A 19441-nucleotide genomic window follows, 5' to 3' on the forward strand; every position below is an offset into this window, starting at 1 on the left:
GTTCGGGTCGTCGAACGCGGACGAGACCGCCGCCGCGGCATGGGAAGATTGCATCTCGGAAGTGCCTTGCTGATCGTGCCTGATGTGGTCCTAGAAAAACCCCATCATCGCAGGTCACAAGGCACTTCTGCGTTCCCCGAGAAACCGTCCACAGACATCAAGCCGGTGGATCCGAGCTGAACCTGAGCCGGGACGACGAAGGACGCATACCAGTGGCCGAGGCTGTCCTGGTACACCCGCACACTCGACGGGTCCGCGGGCAGCTCCCGCGACCACACCACCCTCAGCACGATCCCGCCCGCAAGGTGCAGGCAGGAGTCCTTGAGGCGGAAACCGCGCCTGGTGTAGTTCAGGCTGCACCGCGTCTCCCGCTTCTTCTTGAAGCGGGGCATCTGGGCCCGGCGGTGCATGGGAAGCCGGTCCTTGATGTCCTTCAGCGCTTTGGCACGGGACTTGGCAAAGTCCCGAATCACCTGCTGCTGCGGCACCGACGCGCCCTCAGCCAGCCATGACATCACCCCGCGTGCCTCGGTCAGCATCTTGTCCAACTGCCCCGGACCACAGGTCACCTTCTCGCCGCTCGCCCGGCTCTGCGCGTGCACCTGCTGGGACTTCGCGACGCACTCATTCCAGAGCCACCGGCAGCGCGCCCACTCCGCTTCGAGTGCGCGCCGCGCGGTAGCCGACAGGCGCACACGGAAGGTGTACCGGGCATGCCCGGTCTCCTTCATGGCTGCCTCTGTCGTCATGCATCCGAATCTACTTGAGGGGGCTGACAGTTGAGAGTTCTCGATCACGGTGGGCGACATCACCGCCGTGCGGGGTGGACGCCGGATCGCCCTGACGGCGATCCGGCTATCCCTGCCCTGCCCCGCAGGAGTCCGATTCCTCCCCGGCCTGAAGGCCGGGGCATCCTCGGAGGAACCCGGTGAACGGGCTGCGGGACAGACCGGCGCAGGTGGTGGTGTACGGCCGGTTGCGCCAGTCGATCGTGTCGACCAGGGTGGCGACGGGCTTGGCGGTGCTGACCTGGAGCGCAGAGGAACCGCCGGTTGTCACCTGCGCCTGCTCGGCCGGCGGCCACGGGACGGCTGGATTTCCGCCGGGCAAGGTCACCGTCTCGCCCGATCGACCGAGGGTGGCGCTGCTGGTTGGAGCCAGGGGTTTGGCCCCCGGGGAGCCCTCGGTGTATCCGGATCCGGCGGCCGCCGGGCACAGCGCGACTGTCGCGACCAAGGCGGCGCTGAGCCGGAAGCAGCCGATGACGGCTGGTGCGCCTGCCGGTGTCCTCCCGTTCCTTCGGACTCTCGCTGGCATGCTGGACCTCCTGGTCGAGCAGCGGCATCGTCCGGGGCGTTCTCCACACGCTCGGCGCATCCCGCGCCCCAGTGGCGGGCGAACCACCGCAGCCACACCCCGTCGGTGACAAGCGACTCCGGTGCCGCCACCCGGCTGCGGGAATCACGGCCCTTCCAAGAACGTCCCTTTCCAGGTTCGGGCGACCACCCGACACCCCGCAACTCGGCGTCCAGACGGTCTGGGCGGGTCCGCGTGGTCTGCGCCCATGTATTCGCTCGGTGCGCCGCGCCGGTCACCTGGCTGCTGAACCCAGGGTTGCGGCACGTTCATTGCGCCTGGCATTGCCGGGCGCCGCCTTCTGTCACATGCCACACGGGGCGGGACCGTCATCCGGCTTAATCTTCAGTCCGGTACCAGTACGTGTAGGTGTCGTCGCCGTTGTCGATGCAGAACCAATGCCGGTACGCCAATCGATAGGCGTACCCGTAGGCGTAGCAGAGGGATTCATAGGAGAAGGTCGGCCCCTCAACCCACGTCATAGGAAGACGGGACGCAGTTGGACGCGTCTGGGTGAGGTGGTGGCTGACGGGGGGAGGCGGAGCCGACAGTTCGGTGGCCACGGCGGAGGGCGTGACCAGGGCTGAGGCCGCGAGTGCCGCCGCAACTGCCGGGCCGGTGAGTCTGCGCATGATGTCACTCCCTCGAATGACGAGGCTCTTCTGCCGCGTTCTGGGAATGCGCGTTCTGGGAATGTTTGCAGCGCGCCCATGTGCATGATGCGGTGTCGGCGCGGCAAGCCAGGGACGACAGCCGGTGTTCACTGCTTTGGGGCGGGCTACTGACCTCGGCTCTGCGGCCGAATCCAGGGCGCCGCCGGGAGCTGGGCTCTGCGCGCATCGTGCCGCAGGTAAGCGGCGGCACGTACTCGATCCTTTTTCGACGGTAGTTCTCGTCGGCCGAGGGCCGCAACCCGGCCTCGTGTTTCGGGCGCGGCGCGTACCGCTTCAGAATAGTCGCACAGCCCCGCACCTGGGACGATGTACGCACGGCCGACCCGGCACCTTAGGAACGGAGATGCGGTCGGCAACCAGGTCGGCAGGCGACTTCGGCCAGGAACTGCTTTCGCGAGAGATCACGGCCCCCTACGCCGACCCTCGGATCGAACGTGCGCTGTGCCGGCGGACTCGGTGTGTGAGAGCGCGGCGAGGAGCCGCAGTTTCTCGTCGCTGTCGCTGTCCTTGTCGGGGTAGTAGACGACGAGGATGACGTCGTCGATGGGGAGTTTGTCGCGGTGCAGGCGTAGTTCGCCGACGACGGGGTGGTGGACCGTGATCGTGCCTCCGTCGAGACTGCGGACGTCGTGGCGGGCCCACAGGGTACGGAACCGCTGGCTGGACAGTGCGAGTTCTCCGACGAGCTCGACGAACCGGGGGTTGTCGGTGTCGTCCCCGATGGTGGTGCGAAGGGCGGCGACAAAATCGGCTGTGGCTTTCGTCCAGTCCTGGTGGAAGGCTTGTTCCTCGGGATCGAGGAGGAGAGAACGAAGCCGGTTCTGGCCGGGCCGCAGGCGGGGGGAGAGCGCGACCGCCATGGGGTTGGAGGCCAGGACATCGAACGCGCGCCCTTCGACGAACGCGGGGATCTGAAGGTGGGCGAGCAGCTCGTGCACCCGCGCCGGTACGTGCTCGGGCCGCTTGCGGCGCGGCGCCCTGGGGTGTGCCGCCGCGAGGCCGAGCAGATACGTTCGTTCGATGTCGTCGAGCTGCAGGACGCGCGCGAGTGATTCCAGGACCTGCGGTGAGGGGTTCTTGTCACGGCCCCGTTCCAGGCGCAGGTAGTAGTCGGGACTGATTCCGGCGAGCAGGGCGACTTCCTCACGGCGCAGGCCGGGCACGCGGCGATTGCCGCCGGGCGGGAGTCCTGCCTCAGCCGGGGAGACCAGCTCACGCCGGGCACGTAGGTAGCTGCCGAGCCGGTTGCCGGATTCCTCATCCTTCATACCGACACCGTAATGCGGTGCGCGTGTCCCAGAGGGGGCCCTGGCAAGACCAGGGAAGACGGGGGCCCTGCCACGCCCAGCGAATGCCGTCAAGACTTCGGTAGCACGGTTTTGAAAGTGACAGAGAACCTCACTGTCTGCGCCGCGAGCCTGAACGCCGTCGGCGCCCTGGACTGAAGGGAAGATCTCGTGGATCTCTCCAACCGCACCGTTCTCATCGTCGGCGGAACCTCGGGTATCGGGCGAGAGCTGGCCCGCCGGTTCGCCGCAGCGGGCAGCACCGTGGCCGTTGGCGGCCGCAGCCCGGAGGCACTCTCGGAACTCGCCGAAGAAGGCTTCGACCCGATCAGCATCGACGTCACCGACAGTGTCTCCATCGCGGCTGTCCGTGACGCCGTGCTCGCCCGGTACCCCGAGCTGGACACCGTGGTGACCATGTCGGGCGTCATGCTCCTGGAGGACTTGCGCGACCCCGCGCACTTCGAGGCGGCAGCAACGACGATCGACACCAACCTGCTCGGCACCATCCGGGTCATCGACGCCTTCACCCCCCACCTGGTCCGGCGGGGAGCCGGCACCTTCATCACCGTCACCTCCGGCATCGCCTTCCTGCCCTTCCCGCCCATGCCCAGCTACGCCGCCTCGAAGGCCGCGGTGCACGCCTACTCCGAGGCACTGCGCGCGCAGCTCGACGGCACCGGTGTCGGCGTCGTCGAGCTCGTCCCCCCGGCCGTCGCCACAGCAGGACAGGAAAAGGTGAACCCGCACGCGCTGCCGCTCGACGACTTCGCCACCGAGGTCATGCAACTGCTCTCCGAGGACCCCACCCCTCACGAGATCCTCGTGAAGGGCGTCCTCGTGCACCGCTGGGCCGAGCGCGACGGCACCTACGACGACCTCGTCGCCCAGCGCTCCCAGGCCCTGGCCATGCTCCCCAGCCGCCAGGGCTGACGCCTTTCCCCCACAGGCGGCCTCCTCGCTCATCGCCCCCGGGTGGCCAGCGAGCAGCCACGCATCCTGGACACGAACCCCGCCCTCGAACGGCCCCGCCCTGCCGGGCGGCGACGGTGTCATCGACGCCACGTTCATCACCTCCACCTCGAATAGCGGGCTGACCCGCGATTGATCTCGGGGCGTGTCGGCCTGCGGGTTCGGCTGGGTCGTGGTTCAGCAGGCCTTGATGCGAACGTGCCCCAGCTCGGTGCTGCGTTTGTGCCGGGTGGGCCGCTCTGCGGCGCGGTCGGAGGCCAAAGAAGGCTGGCGGCGTTTCATCTCGCGCCAGCCGCCCGCTCGGTGACGGGCCCGTCGCTCGGGGCCTTTCCTGCCGACGGTCGCCCTCGCGTCGTCCAAGACGCCCGGACGGACTCACAGCCCGCCACTCAGCGGGGCGAGTTCAGCGATCAGCTCGCCCAGATGTTGGCGCGACAGCCCGCGGAAGGCAGGATGGGACGTGGCCCCGCATTCACCGACCAAAATCAATCGTTGGTCGGCCCATTAGGGTCGTTGGCATGACGACACCCCTTGCCGGCAGTGCCTTCGACTCGCTCCGCCTCGACGCCGTGTCCGACGAGCAGGCGTTGCGCCGGGTCTACGAACTCCCCAGCGACGCGGCCGTGCGCAAGCAGATGACCGAACTCACCGAGCAGACCCGGCGGTTGATCGGCTGCTCATCGCTGGTCCTGGTCGCCAGCGCGGACGCCGAGGGCAACTGTGACGTCTCCCCGCGCGGCGGCCCCGCCGGGTTCGTCACCGTCCTGGACGCACGGACGGTGGCGATACCGGACGCGACCGGCAACAAGCGTCTGGACACCCTGCAGAACGTCATCGCCACCGGACGGGCCGGGCTGCTGTTCGTCATTCCCGGGCGCACCACGACGCTCAGGGTGAACGGCCGTGCCTGCGTCTCCACCCGTCCGGAGCTGCTGTCGCAGCTGACCGCCGTAGGCAAGCCGCCGGCCAGTGCGCTGGTGCTGGGAATCGAGGAGGTCTACCCGCACTGCCCCAAGTCACTCCTGCGCAGCGGGGCCTGGAAGCCGGAGCAGTGGCTGCCGGCGGACGCCCAGCCGACCTCGGCCGAGGTGACGCTGGCCCAGCTGCGGATGCCGGAGCTGACGATCGCCGACATCGAGCGGGCGGAGACGGATTCACTCAAGTACCGGTACGAGTAGCGGGCAGACCCTGCGACTGCCGAACCACCAGCCCGCCGAACCGTCAGACCAGCGGGCCCCGAGATCAGTCACTGGTGTCCGGGCCCGCGCCCATCTCCGCCAGTAGCGCGGCGAGTACGGCGTGCAGCACCATGACAGGCGCGGCTGGCCGAGTCGGGAGTGCACTCCGGTGGGGCACCGGTGAGGGTAGTCCGACAGGAAGCCGAGGAGCCGGGTGACCGGATCGTGTGACCTGGGGCGCACACACCGCGGGATACTCCCACGCCGTGCCTGCGCAGATCGCCGATGATTCCTGCGACAAGGTGCCGCCGAGGTGCCGCAGGAGGAGACCGACACGCCAGCTTGCCGGCGCGTTGAGCCGTACGCCCTCTTGGACCGCCCTCCAGTCGGTGTTCCGGCGCGACAAGAGGTTGACGTGCGGGAAAAGGAACCGATGATGGCCAGGTGAGAACACAGAACGGCGAGTCGGTTCTTGCCCGGATCGTCCGGATCTTCGAGGCGTTCACGCCCGAGGACTCGTCGCTGACCGTCTCGGAGATCTCCCGGCGCACCGGACTGCATGTGGCGACCGCGTCGCGGCTGGTGGCGGTTCGGGCGAGCAGAAGCATCATTTCGGACGCCGGCTCGCTTTCCAGGTGCCGACCGCCCGGCGACCAAAGGGCGAACTGACATGCCGTGAATTCTGCGCGACTTACGCGGCGGCGGAGACCAGCAGCGCGGCGGAGGTGTACCCGGAGTCGACCAGATGGATCCCCGGCAGCAGGCCGCGCGCGGCCAGAGCGTGGTGGACGGGCTCGGTGATCTCCGCGTCGGGGACGGTGGCGTCGGTGGTGACCACGTTCGTGATCAGATGCGGGGCGTCCGGCTCGCAGGTCTCGGTGAAGTGGACCTTGTAGCCGTCCCAGCCCGCGCCGCGCTTGACGCTGTAGCGGGAGTCGGTGTCGTAGGGGCTGGACAGCCTCAGCCTGCCTGGCGGGAGGTCCTCGCCCTCCCGCCAGCGCACCCCCTTCTCGTCGCGGTGGTACTGCTGCACCCATGCGGTGCGCAGTACCTGCACCGCCTCGATCTCCCGCAGCCAGACCGGTGCATCGAGTGCGTAGACGGCCTGAAGCAGTGTGAATCCGTCCTCTCCCACGGCCAGCGCCCACTTCTGGCGGGCGTCAACCCCTTTGGGGAAGCGGAAGGAGTCGATGCGCTTGCCGTAGCGTTCGAACCACTGGGGCGCGGCGACCTGCCGCAGCCAGCCGGGCGCCGCGACGGTCAGCGCCTCCAGCGCAGCGCGCAGGGTCTCGCCGACGAACTCCATCCGGTTCAGCGTCCGCACCTGGGCCAGCACGTGCGTGGAGTCGGTGCGCTGGCGGCCTCCCGCCCGCAGCATCCCCAACTCGCCCACTCGTTCCAGCAGCCGGTCAAGGACCAGTTCCTCCAGACCGTGCGCGATCAGGCGGTCCCGGAACTCCGACAGCACGGAAAAGTCGAACCCTGGATCGTCCAACTCCAGACCGAGCGCGTACTTGACGTCGATCCGCCCACGCACCGCGTCGGCAGCCTGCCGATCCGTCAGGCCCTCCGCGAACTGCAGCACGCTGACCAACGCTAACTGGCCCGGCGACCAGGCTGGACCACCCCGGCGCGGGAACGCCGAAGCGAACTGCTCGTCCTCGAACAACGGACCAAGCTCGTCCCGGATCCGCATGGCCAGACAGCCCTTACGAAACGAGGCCCGCACCACCCGCGCGGTGGCCTCCGGAACGGACGGAGCAGGCACAGGGCGCAGCGACATCGCAGCCCCTCCTTGCCTCCCCGCACGATGGAACCGAACCTCCATCAGACTGCCCGACCAAACAAGATCACCACGGGCAATCACCGAATCCGCCAACAAAGTCCTGAAGGCCGGGGCATCCTCGGAGGAACCCGGTGAAAGCCCGGGCGGCAGCGCTTTGGTAGGAGCCCGAGCGACAGAGCAGAGTAACAGTGCGCTCGGGCAGGGGCGGGTCGAGGAGTACGGCACGCAGATGCGGGTGATCCCGGGCGATGGCCTCGGGCAGCACAGATGCCAGAGGGGTGCGCTGGATCATTTCGGTGACGGCATTGACCGAGCGGCGGCCGATGCGACCTTCGTCGCGCTGGGTGACGATGTGGCCGTTCTGGCCACAGCGTGCGCAGGGCCGAAGCTCGGTTGCTGTCCGCGACGGCGAGTTGGATGGTGTTGTTGTCGCTCGTTCGTGTGGTCGTCGCGCCGCAGGGGAGAAGCCGGGTGATGAGGTGTCGCAGGGCAAAGGCGCCCAAGCACTCCGCCTCGGAGAAAACCAGTCGTGCAAAGCACTGGAGCCCGACACGATGCGGCCATGACTACAGATTTCTTGCTGGACCGAGCCCGGAATCTATGGGTCGAACTGGCGGTGAAGTCAGTGCAGTTCTCCTCCCTGGACGGGGTGAACGTGGCGGTTTCCCCGGAATCACAGTTGTGTCCGCCGTTGTGGACGGGAATCGTGGTCCTCGGTGACGCCGGCATCGTCACTGTGCCGAGCGGCCACATCGCCGAGCAGATGGCGGGTCCCGCAAGGAAGCTGTCCCGTGCAGAGCTCGTCGACGCGGATCGCCTGCGTGAGGTGCTGCCCGTCCTCGACGTACTGGGGCCCGCGTCTCTCTTCTATCTTGACCGAGCTGACTTCCAGCCCGTGCATGCTGGCGCCGCTGTCGAGGAGGTGCCACGCGACGACGATGGACTGGCCGCGCTGCTGGCTCGTGCCGGTGAAGAGGACGCTGGGGAAAGCGGCTTGGAGGACATTACCTCTCCCGCATACGTCCTGCGTGACGGTGACGACCTGGTTGCCGCAGCCGGCTATCGCGCATGGCCGCAGTCGGTGGCCCACCTCAGCGTCCTGGTCGCGCCGGACTGTCGCGGCCGGGGGCTGGCGCGGACGGTGGCATCTGCGGCGGTGGCCCGCGCGCTGGACGCCGGGCTGCTTCCGCAGTGGCGAGCACGGCCGCACCCGTCCAAGCGTGTCGCGCTAGGAGCGTGTCTCAGTAACCGGCAACCCGCCTGCGGTTCGTGATCATTCATGCGGGATGATCTCGGTATGAGTGGCGGCGATGGGCTGTTCGAGGTCGAGCCGGTCGAGAAGAAGCGGCCGCAGGGGCGTCCGGCGTCCGCGGACAAGACGTTCCGAGCCTTCGATCCGCATCAGGTCCTGCTGTTGCCGCCATCGCTGGATGACTGGCTGCCCGAGGACCACCTGGCCCGGTTCGTCGCGGACCTGGTCGACGACGTACTCGACCTCGGGCCGGTCCTGGCCGCCTACACCGAAAAGCGCGGCTACCCGCCCCACGACCCCAGATTGATGGTGCGGCTGCTGATCTACGGTTACACCACCGGCATCCGCTCCTCCCGGGCGATCGAGCGCAAGTGCGCCGACGATGTCGCCTTCCGGTTCCTGGCCGCCGGCCAGGCCCCGGACTTCCGATCGATCGCCCGGTTCCGCCGCCGCCACCTGGACGCCCTGGCCGGCTTGTTCACCCAGTCCCTGCACCTCGCCATGAGGCTCGGCATGGTCAAGCTGGGCCGCGTCGCCCTGGACGGCACGAAACTGCAGGCCAACGCCTCCAAACACAAGGCGATGAGCTACGGCCGGCTGATAACGAAGGAAGAGCAGACAGAGGCCGAGATCGCCGAACTGGAGGCCAAGGCCACCGCTCTGCTGGCCGACGCCGAGGCCACCGACACCGCCGAGGACCAGGCATTCGGCGTCGACGACAAGGACACCGACCTGCCCGCCGAGCTGGACCGCCGGGAGAAGCGCCTGGCCAGGCTGCAGGCCGCCCGCGCCCAGATCGAGGCCGAAGCGGCCGCCAAGGCACGCCGCCACGCCGAGGACAAAGAACGCCGCCGCCAGGAACGTGCCGACACCGCCGACGAGCAGGCCGTCACCGACGCGGGCGAGAAGGCCGCCAGCAAGGCCCGGCCCAAGCCCACGGCACAGGCCAACTTCACCGACCCCGACTCGCGGATCATGAAGAACAGCGACGGCGCCTACATCCAGGCCTACAACGCCCAGGCAGTGGTCGACGAAAAGCACCAGGTCATCACCGCCGCCGACATCACCTGCAACCCCTCGGACGTGCTGAACTACACCGCGATGCTCGACCAGTCCGCGCACAACACCGGCGCCCATCCCCGGCAGGCGCTGGTCGACGCCGGCTACTGCTCGGAAACGAACCTGGAAGCAGCAAAGGAGCGCCAACTGTCCTGCGGCACCGACACCTTCATGGCCACCGGCCGACTCAAGCACGACGAACAGGTCCCACCCGCTCCCCGCGGACGCATCCCCAAGGACGCCACCTTGAAGGAGCGCATGGCCCGCAAACTGCGGACCAACCCCGGCAGGGCCGCCTACAGCCGCCGCAAGGCCATCGTCGAACCCGTCTTCGGCCAGATCATGACCTGCCACAACGGCCGCCAACTCCTCCTGCGCGGCGAGCACGGGGCCCGCGGCGAGTGGCGACTGCTGGCCGCCTGCCACAACCTCCGCAAGATCTTCCGACACGCCGGAACGTCGGGGCTCACCGCACTGACCGGGTGACCCGCCAGGGCCCCCGCCCCCGGCAGAGAGGCTGGACCTCGGGCCCGCCGTCCCACACACCGACCGGGCGACCGCAACGATCAACCCGATCACGACCGCCCAGCCAATTGCCCGTTACTGACCCGCGCTCCTAGCGCTGGGCTTCCGGGAACTGGGGGTCCAGCTCAGCGTTCGCGTCGGTGACGGCGGTCCTCATGGACAGGTCCGCTGAGACGGCCGTCCGAACTCGACCGCGGCGAGTCAGAGCTTCGTTGAGTTGGCCGGCCGTTGTCGTCGGTGGCGGAGATTTCCGTGCCCCGTGCGAGGAGCAGCACGATGCCGGGCATGGTGCGCGGCAGGTACAGCACCCCGGCTCCAGCGTTCGTTGCTGTCGTTCCACAGGTTGCGGGTGACCTCGATGGCGGCGTCGGGGTCTTCGGCGAGGAGGTGTCGGGCCTTCTTGGTGCGGCGGGCGGGTTCGTGGGCCCAGGTGGTCAGCATCCGCCACAGGGCGGATGCGGAGTCGATGACGAGGACGACCGGTGGCTGGCCGGCGGCGGCGGTGCGGCGGGCCTCGGCGTGGACGGCCTCGATCTGCTCGAGGATGTCACGGTAGGTGTCGTCATGATCGACGAGTCAAAGTCGGCTCCGGGTATGGCGCTGTACTCGTCGGCACTGCCCTCGTCCAGGTCGACCCAGTACGTCTGGCCGATGCGGCCGCGGGCACGGCAGGCGGTGAACAGGGCGGCGGCGTAGCTCTTCCCGGAGCCTTCCTCGCCTTCGATGAGGATCAGCGGCCAGGGGACGACGCCGGTGGGGCGGCGGGTGTTCAGGGCAGGCACGGGGCACTCCGAAATCGGGTGGGAAACAGGGGACGGCGAGTGCGGCCCGGACGCGGTCGCGGGCCGAGCAACTCATTCGGCGGTACAACTAGGGGACCGGGGATGTCGATCCCAACCCCCACTTGCGCCAGGCACCCCGCGCACCAGGATCGGCTGCGGCTCCAGCCCAACCCGCGCAGCCCTTCCACCGCCGCACCCGTGAAGGTGCTCAGCGACATACGGCGGGCGGCGGTCCACAGAGGTCACCCAGGCATCGCCAGCGGCAGGTGGGCCGTGACCGTGGATCCTTCAGGTGTTGTGGTGATGGTCAGTTTGCCGCCGATCTGTTCGACGCGCTCGTACATGGAGCGGATGCCTACGCCGTGGGTCCACGGCTCGGTGCAGTGGCCGGTGTCGGCGACGGTGACGTGCAGGGACCCGGGGTCCGGCAGTTCCAGCGTCAGCGTGGCGATGGCGCCGTCGGAGTGCCGGGCGACGTTGGTCACGGCCTCCACGGCTACCCGGTACGCGGCTACCTCGACGGCTGCGGGCAGCGGGGGCAGTCGGTCGGGGGCGTCGATCGTGACGGTCAGGGGTCGGCCGTCGGCGGCGCGCAGCGGAGCGATCCGCTGGCGCACGGCGTCGACCAGCCCCAGTTCGTCGAGGGCTCGAGGCCTGAGGCCGTAGACGATCCGGCGGATGTCGGTGATCGCGTCACCGACGTCGGCACGCAGCCCGCGCAGTGTCTCGATGGCCCGGTCCGGGTCGGTGGCGATGAGGTTGACGGCCGCATCTGCGGTGTAGCCGATGCCGGTCAGGGTCGGGCCCAGCCCGTCGTGCAGGTCGCGGCGCATCCGGCGGCGCTCCTCCTCCAGCGCGCTCACCACCCGGCCCCGGGACACACGCAGTTGCTCGCTCAGCCGAACGGCGTGCAGGGCCTGGGCGAGCGGCGCCGCCACGAGGTCGACGACCGCCGCAGCGGCCCGGGGCAGCCTCAGATGCCCGGGCGGCAGGGACACCACGAGTTCACCAACGTGTTCTGCGCTCGCACGATCCGGCGGGCGTCGAGCAGGAGATGTGGGCCCTGCTCACCCTCTATCAGCTCCTGCGCCGCACCATGGTCCAGGCTGCGGAGTCCCAGCCGGGCACCGATCCCGACCGCTGCGGTTTCACCATCGCCCTCCAAACAGCCCGTGACCTACTGGTAGGTGCGGACGGCATCTTCGAGCAGGGCATCGGAGAGATCGGCCGGCGGCTCCTGTCGGCGCTGTCGCCCGCACGGCGGGCCCGCGTCAGCACCCGCACGGTGAAGTCTCCCATCTCCCGTTACGCGGAAAGGAAGCTGGACGGCCGCCCCGACGCCAGCAAGGCCGTGACCTCAACGACGATCACGCTCCTGCCGCCGCCGGTGCCGGAGCCCGCACTGCCCACGACCACGGTCCCCCAGTACGTCGGCCCCGGCCAGACCAGCACCCGCATGACACGTGTCCTGGCCATCCTGCAGGAGGAACCCGAACGGCTATGGCGCTCACGGGAGATCGCCGAACTCCTCGGCGACGTCACCCTCGTCGCCACCTACCGACAACTCGCCCGCTGGACCGAGAAAGGAATGATCAAGAGGGTCCGCACGGGGCGCTACGCGGCCATCACGCAGGAAACGGCCCCCTTGCGTGACCTGCGAAAACGCTAACTACCCGGCCTTGGGGGAACTTCATGCCGACGAAGTGTTGGACGCACGACGCGCCCCACTCCCGATAGGCCTTCAGCACCACCTCGGTGTCGGATTCCGAGACGAACTGGTGGCCCCGGGAGGCCAGATCGCGGCGCAGCTCACGATAGTTGTAGACGCACCCGGTGAACACGCCGACGACCCGCCCCAGGGGGTCGGCCATCGGCTGCGCGGCGCTGTCCGTCAGGTCGATGATCTTCAGTCGCCGGTGGCCGAGGGCGACGGGCCCCTGCGACGCAGTCCGCGGCCGTCAGGCCCGCGGCACGCGAGCCGGTCGGTCGTGCGCTCGACGGCGGCCAGATCCAGCTGCCGGCCGTCGAACCGGACCTCGCCGGTGAGCCCGCACATCAAGGCGCCCCTCCCTTCTCCAGTGCCCTCCCCGGCTGCCGCGGGGGGCCTGCCGTCCGCAAGCGACGCGCAGGGAAGAACCTGGGCGAGATCGGCGATGGTCGCGGGAGCGGGGACGTGGGACATGGCGCTGACCACTCTCCTGGCGGTCGTCGGGCACCGCCGCTTTCAAGGGGGCGCGCGGGGTGGGCGGACATGAGATCGGCCGGTCAGGATCCGGTGCCCCCAACGACGGGGCTGGGGCGCGGGGCGCGGGCGGGGCCAGTGGGCGTGACCGCACGCGAACCGGTTGCGCCCCGGGTCTCGGCGGCGAGCGTGCGGACGACGGCGCGCAGGCCCTCCTTCCCGGCGACCTGCCGCAGCCGATGAGCGGCGCTGCCGTCGGCCAGCGCGCGCTCCAGCAGTTCGTGCACGGTCCCCCAGTCACCGGACGCCTCCAGCGCCGGGCGCAGCCGGGCCAGCATGCCGAGCAGGACCACGCGGGCGGGCTCAGGGCGCCGGGTGACCGGGTCGACCAGAGGGCCCTCGAGGCCCGACCGGGCGGCTCGCCAGGTGGCGGCCCGCAGCCACTCGTGACGGCCGGCGCATGCGGGGCCGTCCCGGTGGGCCAGCCGCTCGACCGCGTCCTGGACGAGGGCCCGGAAGAGACCCGCGACCAGCACGACGGTCTCCACGCGTGGGCAGGCGTCGCAGATCCGCATCTCCAGCGTGCGCTGGTGCGCGGAGGGCCGTACGTCGTAGTAGACCATTCCCTCGTCACTGATGACGCCGGAGCGGATCAGCTCCTCCAATGCCGCGTCGTAGGCGGCGGAACCGGAGTAGCAGCCGGCAGGACCGGCGGTGGGCCAGCGCTGCCACAGCATGGTCCGCCAGCTCGCGTAGCCGGTGTCCGTGCCGAGCCAGAACGGCGAGCTGGCGGACAGCGCGAGCAGCGGCGGCAGCCAGGGCGAGACGAGGCACATGGCACGTACGCCCGTGTCCCGGTCCGGTACGTCGACGTGCACCTGCGCGCTGCAGATCAGCTGTTCGTCGGCGACCCTGCGGTACTCGTCGGCCATGTGCCGGTAACGGCGCCCGCCGCTGACGTTGCGGGGGCTCGGCCGGGCCAGCGGCACGGTACCGGCGGCCACCACGACGAGGCCGAGCGAGGAGGCCGTCGCATCCAGCAGCCGTCGTGACCAGGCCAGGTCCGCGAGGAGGGCGTCAAGGGTGTCGTGCACCGCGCTGTTGCTCTCCACGACCGACTGCTGGAACTCGGTGGTGAACCCGGGCATGTGCAGTCGGTCCAGCACGGCGCGGGCGCGTGGCACCAGACGGCCGCTCTCCACGTCCAGCACGTGGAACTCTTCCTCTGCCCCGATGCGCAACGTCATGGCACGGTCTCCCCTTGCCTGGGTGATCACTGGGCCGTCGCGTCCGCGTCCCGCCGGGAGCATCGCGGCTCCGGGAGATCCGAGTGCCCAGGCCGGGACCAGCACAAGCGCCTCGACCCATCGTCGGAGACGGTAAAGTCAGCCGGCTCGCTTGCGCCACGAACCCCCGCCGCCTTCGCCGCGCAACATGGGGCCGACCGGGTGACGATGTATGTGTACTGACGTGACCACGCTGCTCCCAGGACGAGGCAGGTGTCATGACTGAGCTGCCGACTTATATGGCCGTAGCGGAGCGCGGTCGGGTTGGCCGCTCGTAGTAGGCGAAGGCGATGACGCCGAGGGAGAGGAAGTCGTCGACCACGCTCAGCAGGAGAATGAAGACCCGCAGTCCGGGCGGCATGCCGCGGCCGGCGACGGCCAGTACGCCCAGGGCGAACGCGGTGTCGGTGGACATCGCCGCACCCCAGCCCTGCTCGCTGCCGTGGCCGACGTTGACGGCGAGGTAGAGGGCGGTGGGTACGATCATGCCGCTGAGTCCCGCGACGAGCGGCAGCGTGAGCCGCTTGCGCTCACGCAGTTCGCCCATGTCGAACTCGCGGCGTGCCTCCAGACCGACGACGAAGAAGAAGAGCGTCATCAGGCCGCTGTTGACCCACTCCCGCAGGCCGAGCGAGATCCCGTAGGTGCCGAAGCGGACAGACAGGCGGGTGTCCCAGAACGACGTGTATGCCGAGGGTGCCGCGTTGGCCCAGACGAGTGCGGCGAGCGCAGCGGCGACCAGGACGGCGGCGCCGCCGGTCTCGGTGCGCAAGAAGGCACGCAGCGGGGAACGCGATCCGCTGCTGCACAGCGACTGGCCGGTGTAGGCCTCTTGGTTCACGGGACATGGGTCAGATTCTCGGTGGGTCGTTTCGCAGGCTGGCGGGCTCGCGGGCATGGCAGCGGCAACGGCCAGGTTCACGGGGGCCTCGTCGGCTGGGTCCAGGCGCTGGAGCACGCGGCCCCGCATGCGCCGTACGTCACCCTCCCCGAGCTTTGAGAACGCCGGCGTCGGGAGACGTGCCGAAGGTCTGCAGGTGGTCAATGGCTGCCTGCAACGCGTCTTTCAGCGGAGCGATGTCCCGCGCGACCTGGGCGAGGAGCATGCCGCCCTGGAAGGCGGCAAGGAGCAGATTGGCCAGCTGCGTGGGATCTGCCTCAGCGCTGATGCGGCCGAGTTGCTGCATGCGCTCGATTCCCTCGCGGAAGATCCCCCTCCACTGGTCGAACGCACTGGCGAGCTCGTCGTGCACGTCGAGGTCCGTCTTGATGATCTCGCTCGCCAGGGAGCCGAGGGTGCAGCCTTCCTGGTAGGCGCGCTCGTAGCCGACGTAGAAATCCGCCCACGCCCGGAGCGCGTCGAGAGTGTCGAAGCCGGCGAATCGCTCATCGCGGTGGAAGGTGAGGACGCGTTCGGCCTGCCAGGCGATCACGGCCAGAACGAGACTCTCCTTGCTCGGGAAGTAGTGGTTCAGCTGCGATCCGCTGACGTCGGCGGCGCGACGGAGCTGCTCGTTGTTCGTCGCGTGGACTCCGTTTGTGTAGATCAGTTCCGCGGCGTGCTCAAGGATGCGGGCCCGCGTGGCCTGCCCCTTTGACGTGAGCTTGTGAGGCGCCGGAGCTGCCGTAGTGGTGGTCATGCCTCAACGATACCCCGGATTGGGCTTGACAGCCCAGAACCGAGGGTGTTCACTCTGAGAAATGGGCCGGACAGCCCAAAAAATGCCAGGGTTCGCATTCCGAACAGGGACTGGACCTCTGAAGCAGTAAGAACCGGCCTGGGCTCGACGCTGACCGTTCACACATTCACCGGAGGTTGATTCGCAATGTCACGCCTGAGCGTTCCCTCGCCCGACGACGTCACCGACGGCGCGAAGGGCATCCTCGACACCATCGGCGCGCAGTTCGGGTTCGTCCCGAACATGTTCGGCACTCTGGCCTCGAACCCGGCCGTCCTCGACGTCGTCATGACGCTACAGGGAAGCTTGAGCCGGGTTCTGGACGCGAAGACGCGGCACACCATCGCGCTCGCCGTCTCGCAGGCCAACGGATGCGACTACTGCCTGGCGATGCACACCTACGTGTCATCCAAGCTCGGCGGCATGTCGAGCGACGACATCGACCTGGCCCGGGCCGGGAGCTCGATCGATCCCAAGCGCGCCGCGGTCGCTCGTTTCGCTCAGCAGGTCGTGAACAGCCGCGGTCAGGTGAGCGACGCCGACCTCGCGGCCGTGCGAGGCGCCGGGTACACCGACCCGCAGATCCTGGCGATCGTCACGGTGGCGGTGCAGGTCCTGCTGACCAACTTCATCAACAACGTCAACCAGACGGACGTCGACATCCCCGCCGTGAGCGCGACCGGTACGTCCGGCTGATCGCCGGGACCCCCGTCGAGGCCGGACTCACGGCCGGCACACCCCTCACCGCACCACAACGATCATTCGGGAAGGTTCGCCATGCCGAGCTCCGAACTCTATGAGACGTTCATGGCACTGCACACCCGCGACGGCGGCCTCGTCATGCCGAACGCCTGGGACGGCCTCTCGGCGCTGCTGCTGGCCGATGCCGGTTTCGAGGCGATCGCTACGTCGTCGGCGGCACTCGCCGCCACACTCGGCCGGGCCGACGGGCGTCACGAAGTCACCCGCGCCGAGCACCTCGCGCATGCGCGGCTGCTCGGCCGGCTCACCGGGCTGCCCGTCAACGGAGACTTCGAGGACGGCTACGGCGACACCCCTGCAGACGTCGCGGCGACCGTGGAAGCCGCCGTCGAGGCCGGCCTGGCCGGTATCGGGATCGAAGACACCTCAGGCGATCCCGATCAACCGATCCGCGGATTCGACGAGGCAGTCAACCGCATACGCGCCGCCGTCGAGGCGGCCAAGGGGCGCATCGTCGTCACCGGCCGCACCGACAACTTCCTCCAGGGCCGGCCCGATCTCGACGACACCATCCGGCGTCTGACGGCCTTCGCCGAGGCCGGCGCGAATGTGCTCTACGCCCCTTACCCACCCGACCTCGACGCACTCGTCGCGATCGTCACCGCCGTTGCGCCGACACCGGTCAACGTCCTCATCTCGCCGGCGGACAAGGTGCTGACCGTCGCTGAACTGCAGAAGGCCGGGGTCAAGCGCATCAGCTTGGGTCCAGCGCTCTACACCCACGCCATGGAGGCACTCCAGCAGGCCACCCAGGCTCTCGTCGCCGGCGACCTCACCACTGCGACGACAGGAATCAGCTTCGAGCGCATCAACGACCTGCTCGCCCGCGGCGCGAACTAGCCCGAACCCGAACCACCGCTTCTCACCCGCTCATCGCAAGAAGAAGGCAGATCGACATGAACCTCGACCAGCTCATGAACAAGCACCTCACCAGGTACTTCGACCCCAGCAAGACCATTCCGGAGGAAACCCTTCAGCAACTGCTGAAGTTCCTGCGCTCCACGCCGTCATCGGTGAACGTCCAGCCGAACCACTTCTACGTTCTCGCCACGCCCGAAGGCAAGGAGCGGCTCGCCAACAACCTGGGCGAACGATTCCGGGACAACGCCGAGAAGATCCTGAACGCGTCGCACACCCTCATCCTCACCACCCGGGCCGATCTGCCCGACACCCACCTGGAGGCGGTGTTCGCCAAGGAGAGGGCCGACGGCCGGTTCCCCGACCCGGCGAAGCAGGAGCTGTGGGAATCCATGACCCGGGACTTCCTCAGCCTGCGCACCTACGGCTACAAGGACCTGAACCACTGGATGGAGAAGCAGACCTACCTGGCGATGGGTCTGACCATGATGGCGGCCGCCGAGCTCGGTGTCGAGGCCACGCCGCTGGAGGGGTTCGACCCGACCAGTGTCGACAAGGTTTTCAAGATCCGCGAGAGCGGACACACGACGACGGTGCTGCTGGCCCTCGGCTACCCCGACCCGGAGAGGGTGTACACCACCCCGATCTCCCGTTTCGACACCGACCAGCTGTTCACCTTCGCCTAAGACCCACCGGAAACCAAAACCCACCACTCATACGAGGAAGAGACATTTCGATGAAAGCCATTGTGGTCACCGACCAGGCCGCGGGAATGGCCGGGATGACGCTGACGGAGCGGCCCGAGCCGCTCGCGGCGATCAACGACGTGATCGTGCAGATCCATGCATCGGGCTTCGTCCCCACAGAGATGGAGTGGCCGTCGACCTGGGCCGATCGCGCCGGCCGTGACAAGACACCGTCGATCCCCGGCCACGAGCTGGCCGGAGTGGTCACCGCCCTCGGCTACGGCACGACGGGGCTCTCGGTCGGTCAGCGGGTGTTCGGCCTCGCCGACTGGCACCGCGACGGCACCCTCGCCCAGTACGTGGCGATCGAAGCACGCAACCTCGCCCCCCTGCCGGGCGACGTCGACTTCACCGTAGGCGCGTCCCTGCCCATCTCAGGCCTGACCGCGTGGCAGGGGCTGTTCCAGCACGGCCGCCTCCAGACCGGCCAGACCGTCCTCGCCCACGGCGCAGCCGGGGCAGTCGGCACGATGGTCACCCAGCTCGCACGTGAAGCCGGCGCCTACGTCATCGGCACCGGACGCGCCGCCGACCGCGAGAAGGCACTCGACTTCGGCGCGCACGAGTTCGTCGACCTCGAGAACGACACGCTCAAAGACATCGGCAGCGTCGACCTGGTCTTCGACGTCATCGGCGGCGACGTGCAAAAGCAGTCCGCCGCCCTGATCAAGCCGGGAGGAACACTCGTGTCCGTCGTCGGCCCGGTCGAAGCACGGCCCGCTGACGGCCTGGCCATCGACTTCGTCGTCGAAACCGACCGCGCCCAACTCGGTGAGATCGTACAGCGGGTGCGCGACGGACGGCTGCGGACCAACATCGGTGACGTCGCCAGCCTCGACGATGCCGTCAGCGCCCTCAACCCGACCACGCGACGCCGCGGCAAGACGATCATCCGCGTCCTGCCGTAGACGGCCGTGTCGGAGATCCGGACCTATGACCCGCCGGTCGGGGGGGGGGGGGGGCGGGGCCGGCCCCCCCCCCCCCCCCCCCCCCCCCCACACCCACCCACCGAGCGGAACACCCTCGGCGGCGCCCAAGCGCAGAAAACCCCCCCCGCC

The 19441-nt window shown here is 68.8% G+C and carries 19 protein-coding genes and 3 pseudogenes; 11 read left to right on the forward strand and 11 right to left on the reverse strand.

From position 1 onward, the window contains the following. Nucleotides 1-155: 155 nt before the first annotated feature. The 4 genes and pseudogenes from ACIBJF_RS42515 to ACIBJF_RS42530 all read right to left on the reverse strand — a co-directional run. Nucleotides 156-749, reverse strand: a pseudogene (locus tag ACIBJF_RS42515) (RNA-guided endonuclease InsQ/TnpB family protein); the annotation flags it as partial. Between the two features lie 106 nt (nucleotides 750-855). Continuing rightward, the gene (locus ACIBJF_RS42520) at nucleotides 856-1059 is read right to left on the reverse strand and encodes a hypothetical protein (RefSeq protein ID WP_399182341.1); all 204 of its coding nucleotides are present in this window, start codon (nucleotides 1057-1059) and stop codon (nucleotides 856-858) included. A 635-nt stretch (nucleotides 1060-1694) separates the two neighbouring features. Beyond that, complete coding sequence (locus ACIBJF_RS42525; protein ID WP_399182342.1) at nucleotides 1695-1838, reverse strand: hypothetical protein; 144 nt, start codon at nucleotides 1836-1838, stop codon at nucleotides 1695-1697. A 593-nt stretch (nucleotides 1839-2431) separates the two neighbouring features. Next, a complete protein-coding gene (locus tag ACIBJF_RS42530; protein WP_399182344.1) occupies nucleotides 2432-3298 on the reverse strand; it encodes a helix-turn-helix domain-containing protein in 867 nt (288 codons plus the stop codon). Between the two features lie 189 nt (nucleotides 3299-3487). On the opposite strand from ACIBJF_RS42530, the gene ACIBJF_RS42535 reads away from it, so the two are divergent. From ACIBJF_RS42535 to ACIBJF_RS42545, 3 genes are all read left to right on the forward strand, one after another. Beyond that, the gene (locus ACIBJF_RS42535; RefSeq protein WP_399182346.1) at nucleotides 3488-4249 is read left to right on the forward strand and encodes an SDR family oxidoreductase; all 762 of its coding nucleotides are present in this window, start codon (nucleotides 3488-3490) and stop codon (nucleotides 4247-4249) included. Nucleotides 4250-4806: 557 nt separating this feature from the next. Continuing rightward, complete coding sequence (locus ACIBJF_RS42540) at nucleotides 4807-5466, forward strand: MSMEG_1061 family FMN-dependent PPOX-type flavoprotein (RefSeq protein ID WP_399182348.1); 660 nt, start codon at nucleotides 4807-4809, stop codon at nucleotides 5464-5466. Between the two features lie 444 nt (nucleotides 5467-5910). After that, a complete protein-coding gene (locus tag ACIBJF_RS42545) occupies nucleotides 5911-6135 on the forward strand; it encodes a helix-turn-helix domain-containing protein (RefSeq protein ID WP_399182350.1) in 225 nt (74 codons plus the stop codon). Nucleotides 6136-6157: 22 nt separating this feature from the next. Here ACIBJF_RS42545 and ACIBJF_RS42550 read toward each other — a convergent pair whose 3' ends face one another. Further along, the gene (locus ACIBJF_RS42550; protein ID WP_399182352.1) at nucleotides 6158-7249 is read right to left on the reverse strand and encodes a transposase; all 1092 of its coding nucleotides are present in this window, start codon (nucleotides 7247-7249) and stop codon (nucleotides 6158-6160) included. A 67-nt stretch (nucleotides 7250-7316) separates the two neighbouring features. Beyond that, nucleotides 7317-7805, reverse strand: coding sequence for a LysR substrate-binding domain-containing protein (locus ACIBJF_RS42555; RefSeq protein ID WP_399182354.1), 489 nt, complete (start codon nucleotides 7803-7805; stop codon nucleotides 7317-7319). A gap of 9 nt (nucleotides 7806-7814) precedes the next feature. On the opposite strand from ACIBJF_RS42555, the gene ACIBJF_RS42560 reads away from it, so the two are divergent. The 3 genes from ACIBJF_RS42560 (at nucleotide 7815) to ACIBJF_RS42570 (ending at nucleotide 10784) form a co-directional block, all read left to right on the forward strand. Next, nucleotides 7815-8525 carry a GNAT family N-acetyltransferase gene (locus tag ACIBJF_RS42560; protein WP_399182356.1) on the forward strand — a complete coding sequence of 237 codons (711 nt, stop codon included), beginning with the start codon at nucleotides 7815-7817 and terminating at the stop codon, nucleotides 8523-8525. Between the two features lie 42 nt (nucleotides 8526-8567). Then, complete coding sequence (locus ACIBJF_RS42565; RefSeq protein ID WP_399182392.1) at nucleotides 8568-10049, forward strand: IS1182 family transposase; 1482 nt, start codon at nucleotides 8568-8570, stop codon at nucleotides 10047-10049. 315 nt (nucleotides 10050-10364) lie between these two features. Further along, nucleotides 10365-10784: a hypothetical protein gene (locus tag ACIBJF_RS42570; RefSeq protein WP_399182358.1), complete on the forward strand. Its 420-nt coding sequence runs from the start codon at nucleotides 10365-10367 to the stop codon at nucleotides 10782-10784. Between the two features lie 328 nt (nucleotides 10785-11112). Here ACIBJF_RS42570 and ACIBJF_RS42575 read toward each other — a convergent pair whose 3' ends face one another. After that, nucleotides 11113-11868 (reverse strand): sensor histidine kinase, encoded by a 756-nt coding sequence (locus ACIBJF_RS42575; RefSeq protein ID WP_399182360.1) that lies wholly within the window; start codon nucleotides 11866-11868, stop codon nucleotides 11113-11115. Nucleotides 11869-11924: 56 nt separating this feature from the next. Here ACIBJF_RS42575 and ACIBJF_RS42580 point away from each other — a divergent pair, with 56 nt between their 5' ends. After that, the gene (locus ACIBJF_RS42580; protein ID WP_399182362.1) at nucleotides 11925-12539 is read left to right on the forward strand and encodes a hypothetical protein; all 615 of its coding nucleotides are present in this window, start codon (nucleotides 11925-11927) and stop codon (nucleotides 12537-12539) included. Nucleotides 12540-12561: 22 nt separating this feature from the next. Here the strand turns inward: ACIBJF_RS42580 and ACIBJF_RS42585 are convergent. From ACIBJF_RS42585 to ACIBJF_RS42600, 4 genes and pseudogenes are all read right to left on the reverse strand, one after another. Continuing rightward, a pseudogene (locus tag ACIBJF_RS42585) lies at nucleotides 12562-12926 on the reverse strand (N-acetylglutaminylglutamine amidotransferase); the annotation flags it as partial. Between the two features lie 209 nt (nucleotides 12927-13135). Beyond that, nucleotides 13136-14299 carry a glutamate--cysteine ligase gene (locus ACIBJF_RS42590; protein WP_399182364.1) on the reverse strand — a complete coding sequence of 388 codons (1164 nt, stop codon included), beginning with the start codon at nucleotides 14297-14299 and terminating at the stop codon, nucleotides 13136-13138. 277 nt (nucleotides 14300-14576) lie between these two features. After that, nucleotides 14577-15236 (reverse strand): annotated as a pseudogene (locus ACIBJF_RS42595) (Na+/H+ antiporter NhaA); the annotation flags it as partial. A gap of 82 nt (nucleotides 15237-15318) precedes the next feature. Beyond that, entirely contained in the window at nucleotides 15319-15978 is a 660-nt protein-coding gene (locus tag ACIBJF_RS42600; RefSeq protein ID WP_399182366.1) for a TetR/AcrR family transcriptional regulator, read from the reverse strand. Nucleotides 15979-16164: 186 nt separating this feature from the next. Here ACIBJF_RS42600 and ACIBJF_RS42605 point away from each other — a divergent pair, with 186 nt between their 5' ends. From ACIBJF_RS42605 to ACIBJF_RS42620, 4 genes are all read left to right on the forward strand, one after another. Further along, complete coding sequence (locus ACIBJF_RS42605) at nucleotides 16165-16713, forward strand: carboxymuconolactone decarboxylase family protein (protein ID WP_399182368.1); 549 nt, start codon at nucleotides 16165-16167, stop codon at nucleotides 16711-16713. Nucleotides 16714-16824: 111 nt separating this feature from the next. Then, the gene (locus ACIBJF_RS42610; RefSeq protein WP_399182370.1) at nucleotides 16825-17619 is read left to right on the forward strand and encodes an isocitrate lyase/phosphoenolpyruvate mutase family protein; all 795 of its coding nucleotides are present in this window, start codon (nucleotides 16825-16827) and stop codon (nucleotides 17617-17619) included. Between the two features lie 56 nt (nucleotides 17620-17675). Next, a complete protein-coding gene (locus tag ACIBJF_RS42615) occupies nucleotides 17676-18323 on the forward strand; it encodes a nitroreductase family protein (protein WP_399182373.1) in 648 nt (215 codons plus the stop codon). 50 nt (nucleotides 18324-18373) lie between these two features. Continuing rightward, the gene (locus ACIBJF_RS42620; protein WP_399182375.1) at nucleotides 18374-19291 is read left to right on the forward strand and encodes an NADP-dependent oxidoreductase; all 918 of its coding nucleotides are present in this window, start codon (nucleotides 18374-18376) and stop codon (nucleotides 19289-19291) included. Nucleotides 19292-19441 lie beyond the last annotated feature (150 nt).

The organism is Streptomyces sp. NPDC050743 (genome assembly GCF_044456925.1).
Lineage (GTDB): Bacteria > Actinomycetota > Actinomycetes > Streptomycetales > Streptomycetaceae > Streptomyces.

Coding starts and splice junctions, on each gene's coding strand:
- ACIBJF_RS42525 (WP_399182342.1), bottom strand. CDS start 1,838: ATGACGTGGGTTGAGGGGCCGACCTTCTCCTATGAATCCCTCTGCTAC.
- ACIBJF_RS42530 (WP_399182344.1), bottom strand. CDS start 3,298: ATGAAGGATGAGGAATCCGGCAACCGGCTCGGCAGCTACCTACGTGCC.
- ACIBJF_RS42540 (WP_399182348.1), top strand. CDS start 4,807: ATGACGACACCCCTTGCCGGCAGTGCCTTCGACTCGCTCCGCCTCGAC.
- ACIBJF_RS42550 (WP_399182352.1), bottom strand. CDS start 7,249: ATGTCGCTGCGCCCTGTGCCTGCTCCGTCCGTTCCGGAGGCCACCGCG.
- ACIBJF_RS42560 (WP_399182356.1), top strand. CDS start 7,815: ATGACTACAGATTTCTTGCTGGACCGAGCCCGGAATCTATGGGTCGAA.
- ACIBJF_RS42570 (WP_399182358.1), top strand. CDS start 10,365: ATGCCGGGCATGGTGCGCGGCAGGTACAGCACCCCGGCTCCAGCGTTC.
- ACIBJF_RS42580 (WP_399182362.1), top strand. CDS start 11,925: ATGTGGGCCCTGCTCACCCTCTATCAGCTCCTGCGCCGCACCATGGTC.
- ACIBJF_RS42590 (WP_399182364.1), bottom strand. CDS start 14,299: ATGACGTTGCGCATCGGGGCAGAGGAAGAGTTCCACGTGCTGGACGTG.
- ACIBJF_RS42600 (WP_399182366.1), bottom strand. CDS start 15,978: ATGACCACCACTACGGCAGCTCCGGCGCCTCACAAGCTCACGTCAAAG.
- ACIBJF_RS42605 (WP_399182368.1), top strand. CDS start 16,165: ATGTCACGCCTGAGCGTTCCCTCGCCCGACGACGTCACCGACGGCGCG.
- ACIBJF_RS42610 (WP_399182370.1), top strand. CDS start 16,825: ATGGCACTGCACACCCGCGACGGCGGCCTCGTCATGCCGAACGCCTGG.
- ACIBJF_RS42615 (WP_399182373.1), top strand. CDS start 17,676: ATGAACCTCGACCAGCTCATGAACAAGCACCTCACCAGGTACTTCGAC.
- ACIBJF_RS42620 (WP_399182375.1), top strand. CDS start 18,374: ATGAAAGCCATTGTGGTCACCGACCAGGCCGCGGGAATGGCCGGGATG.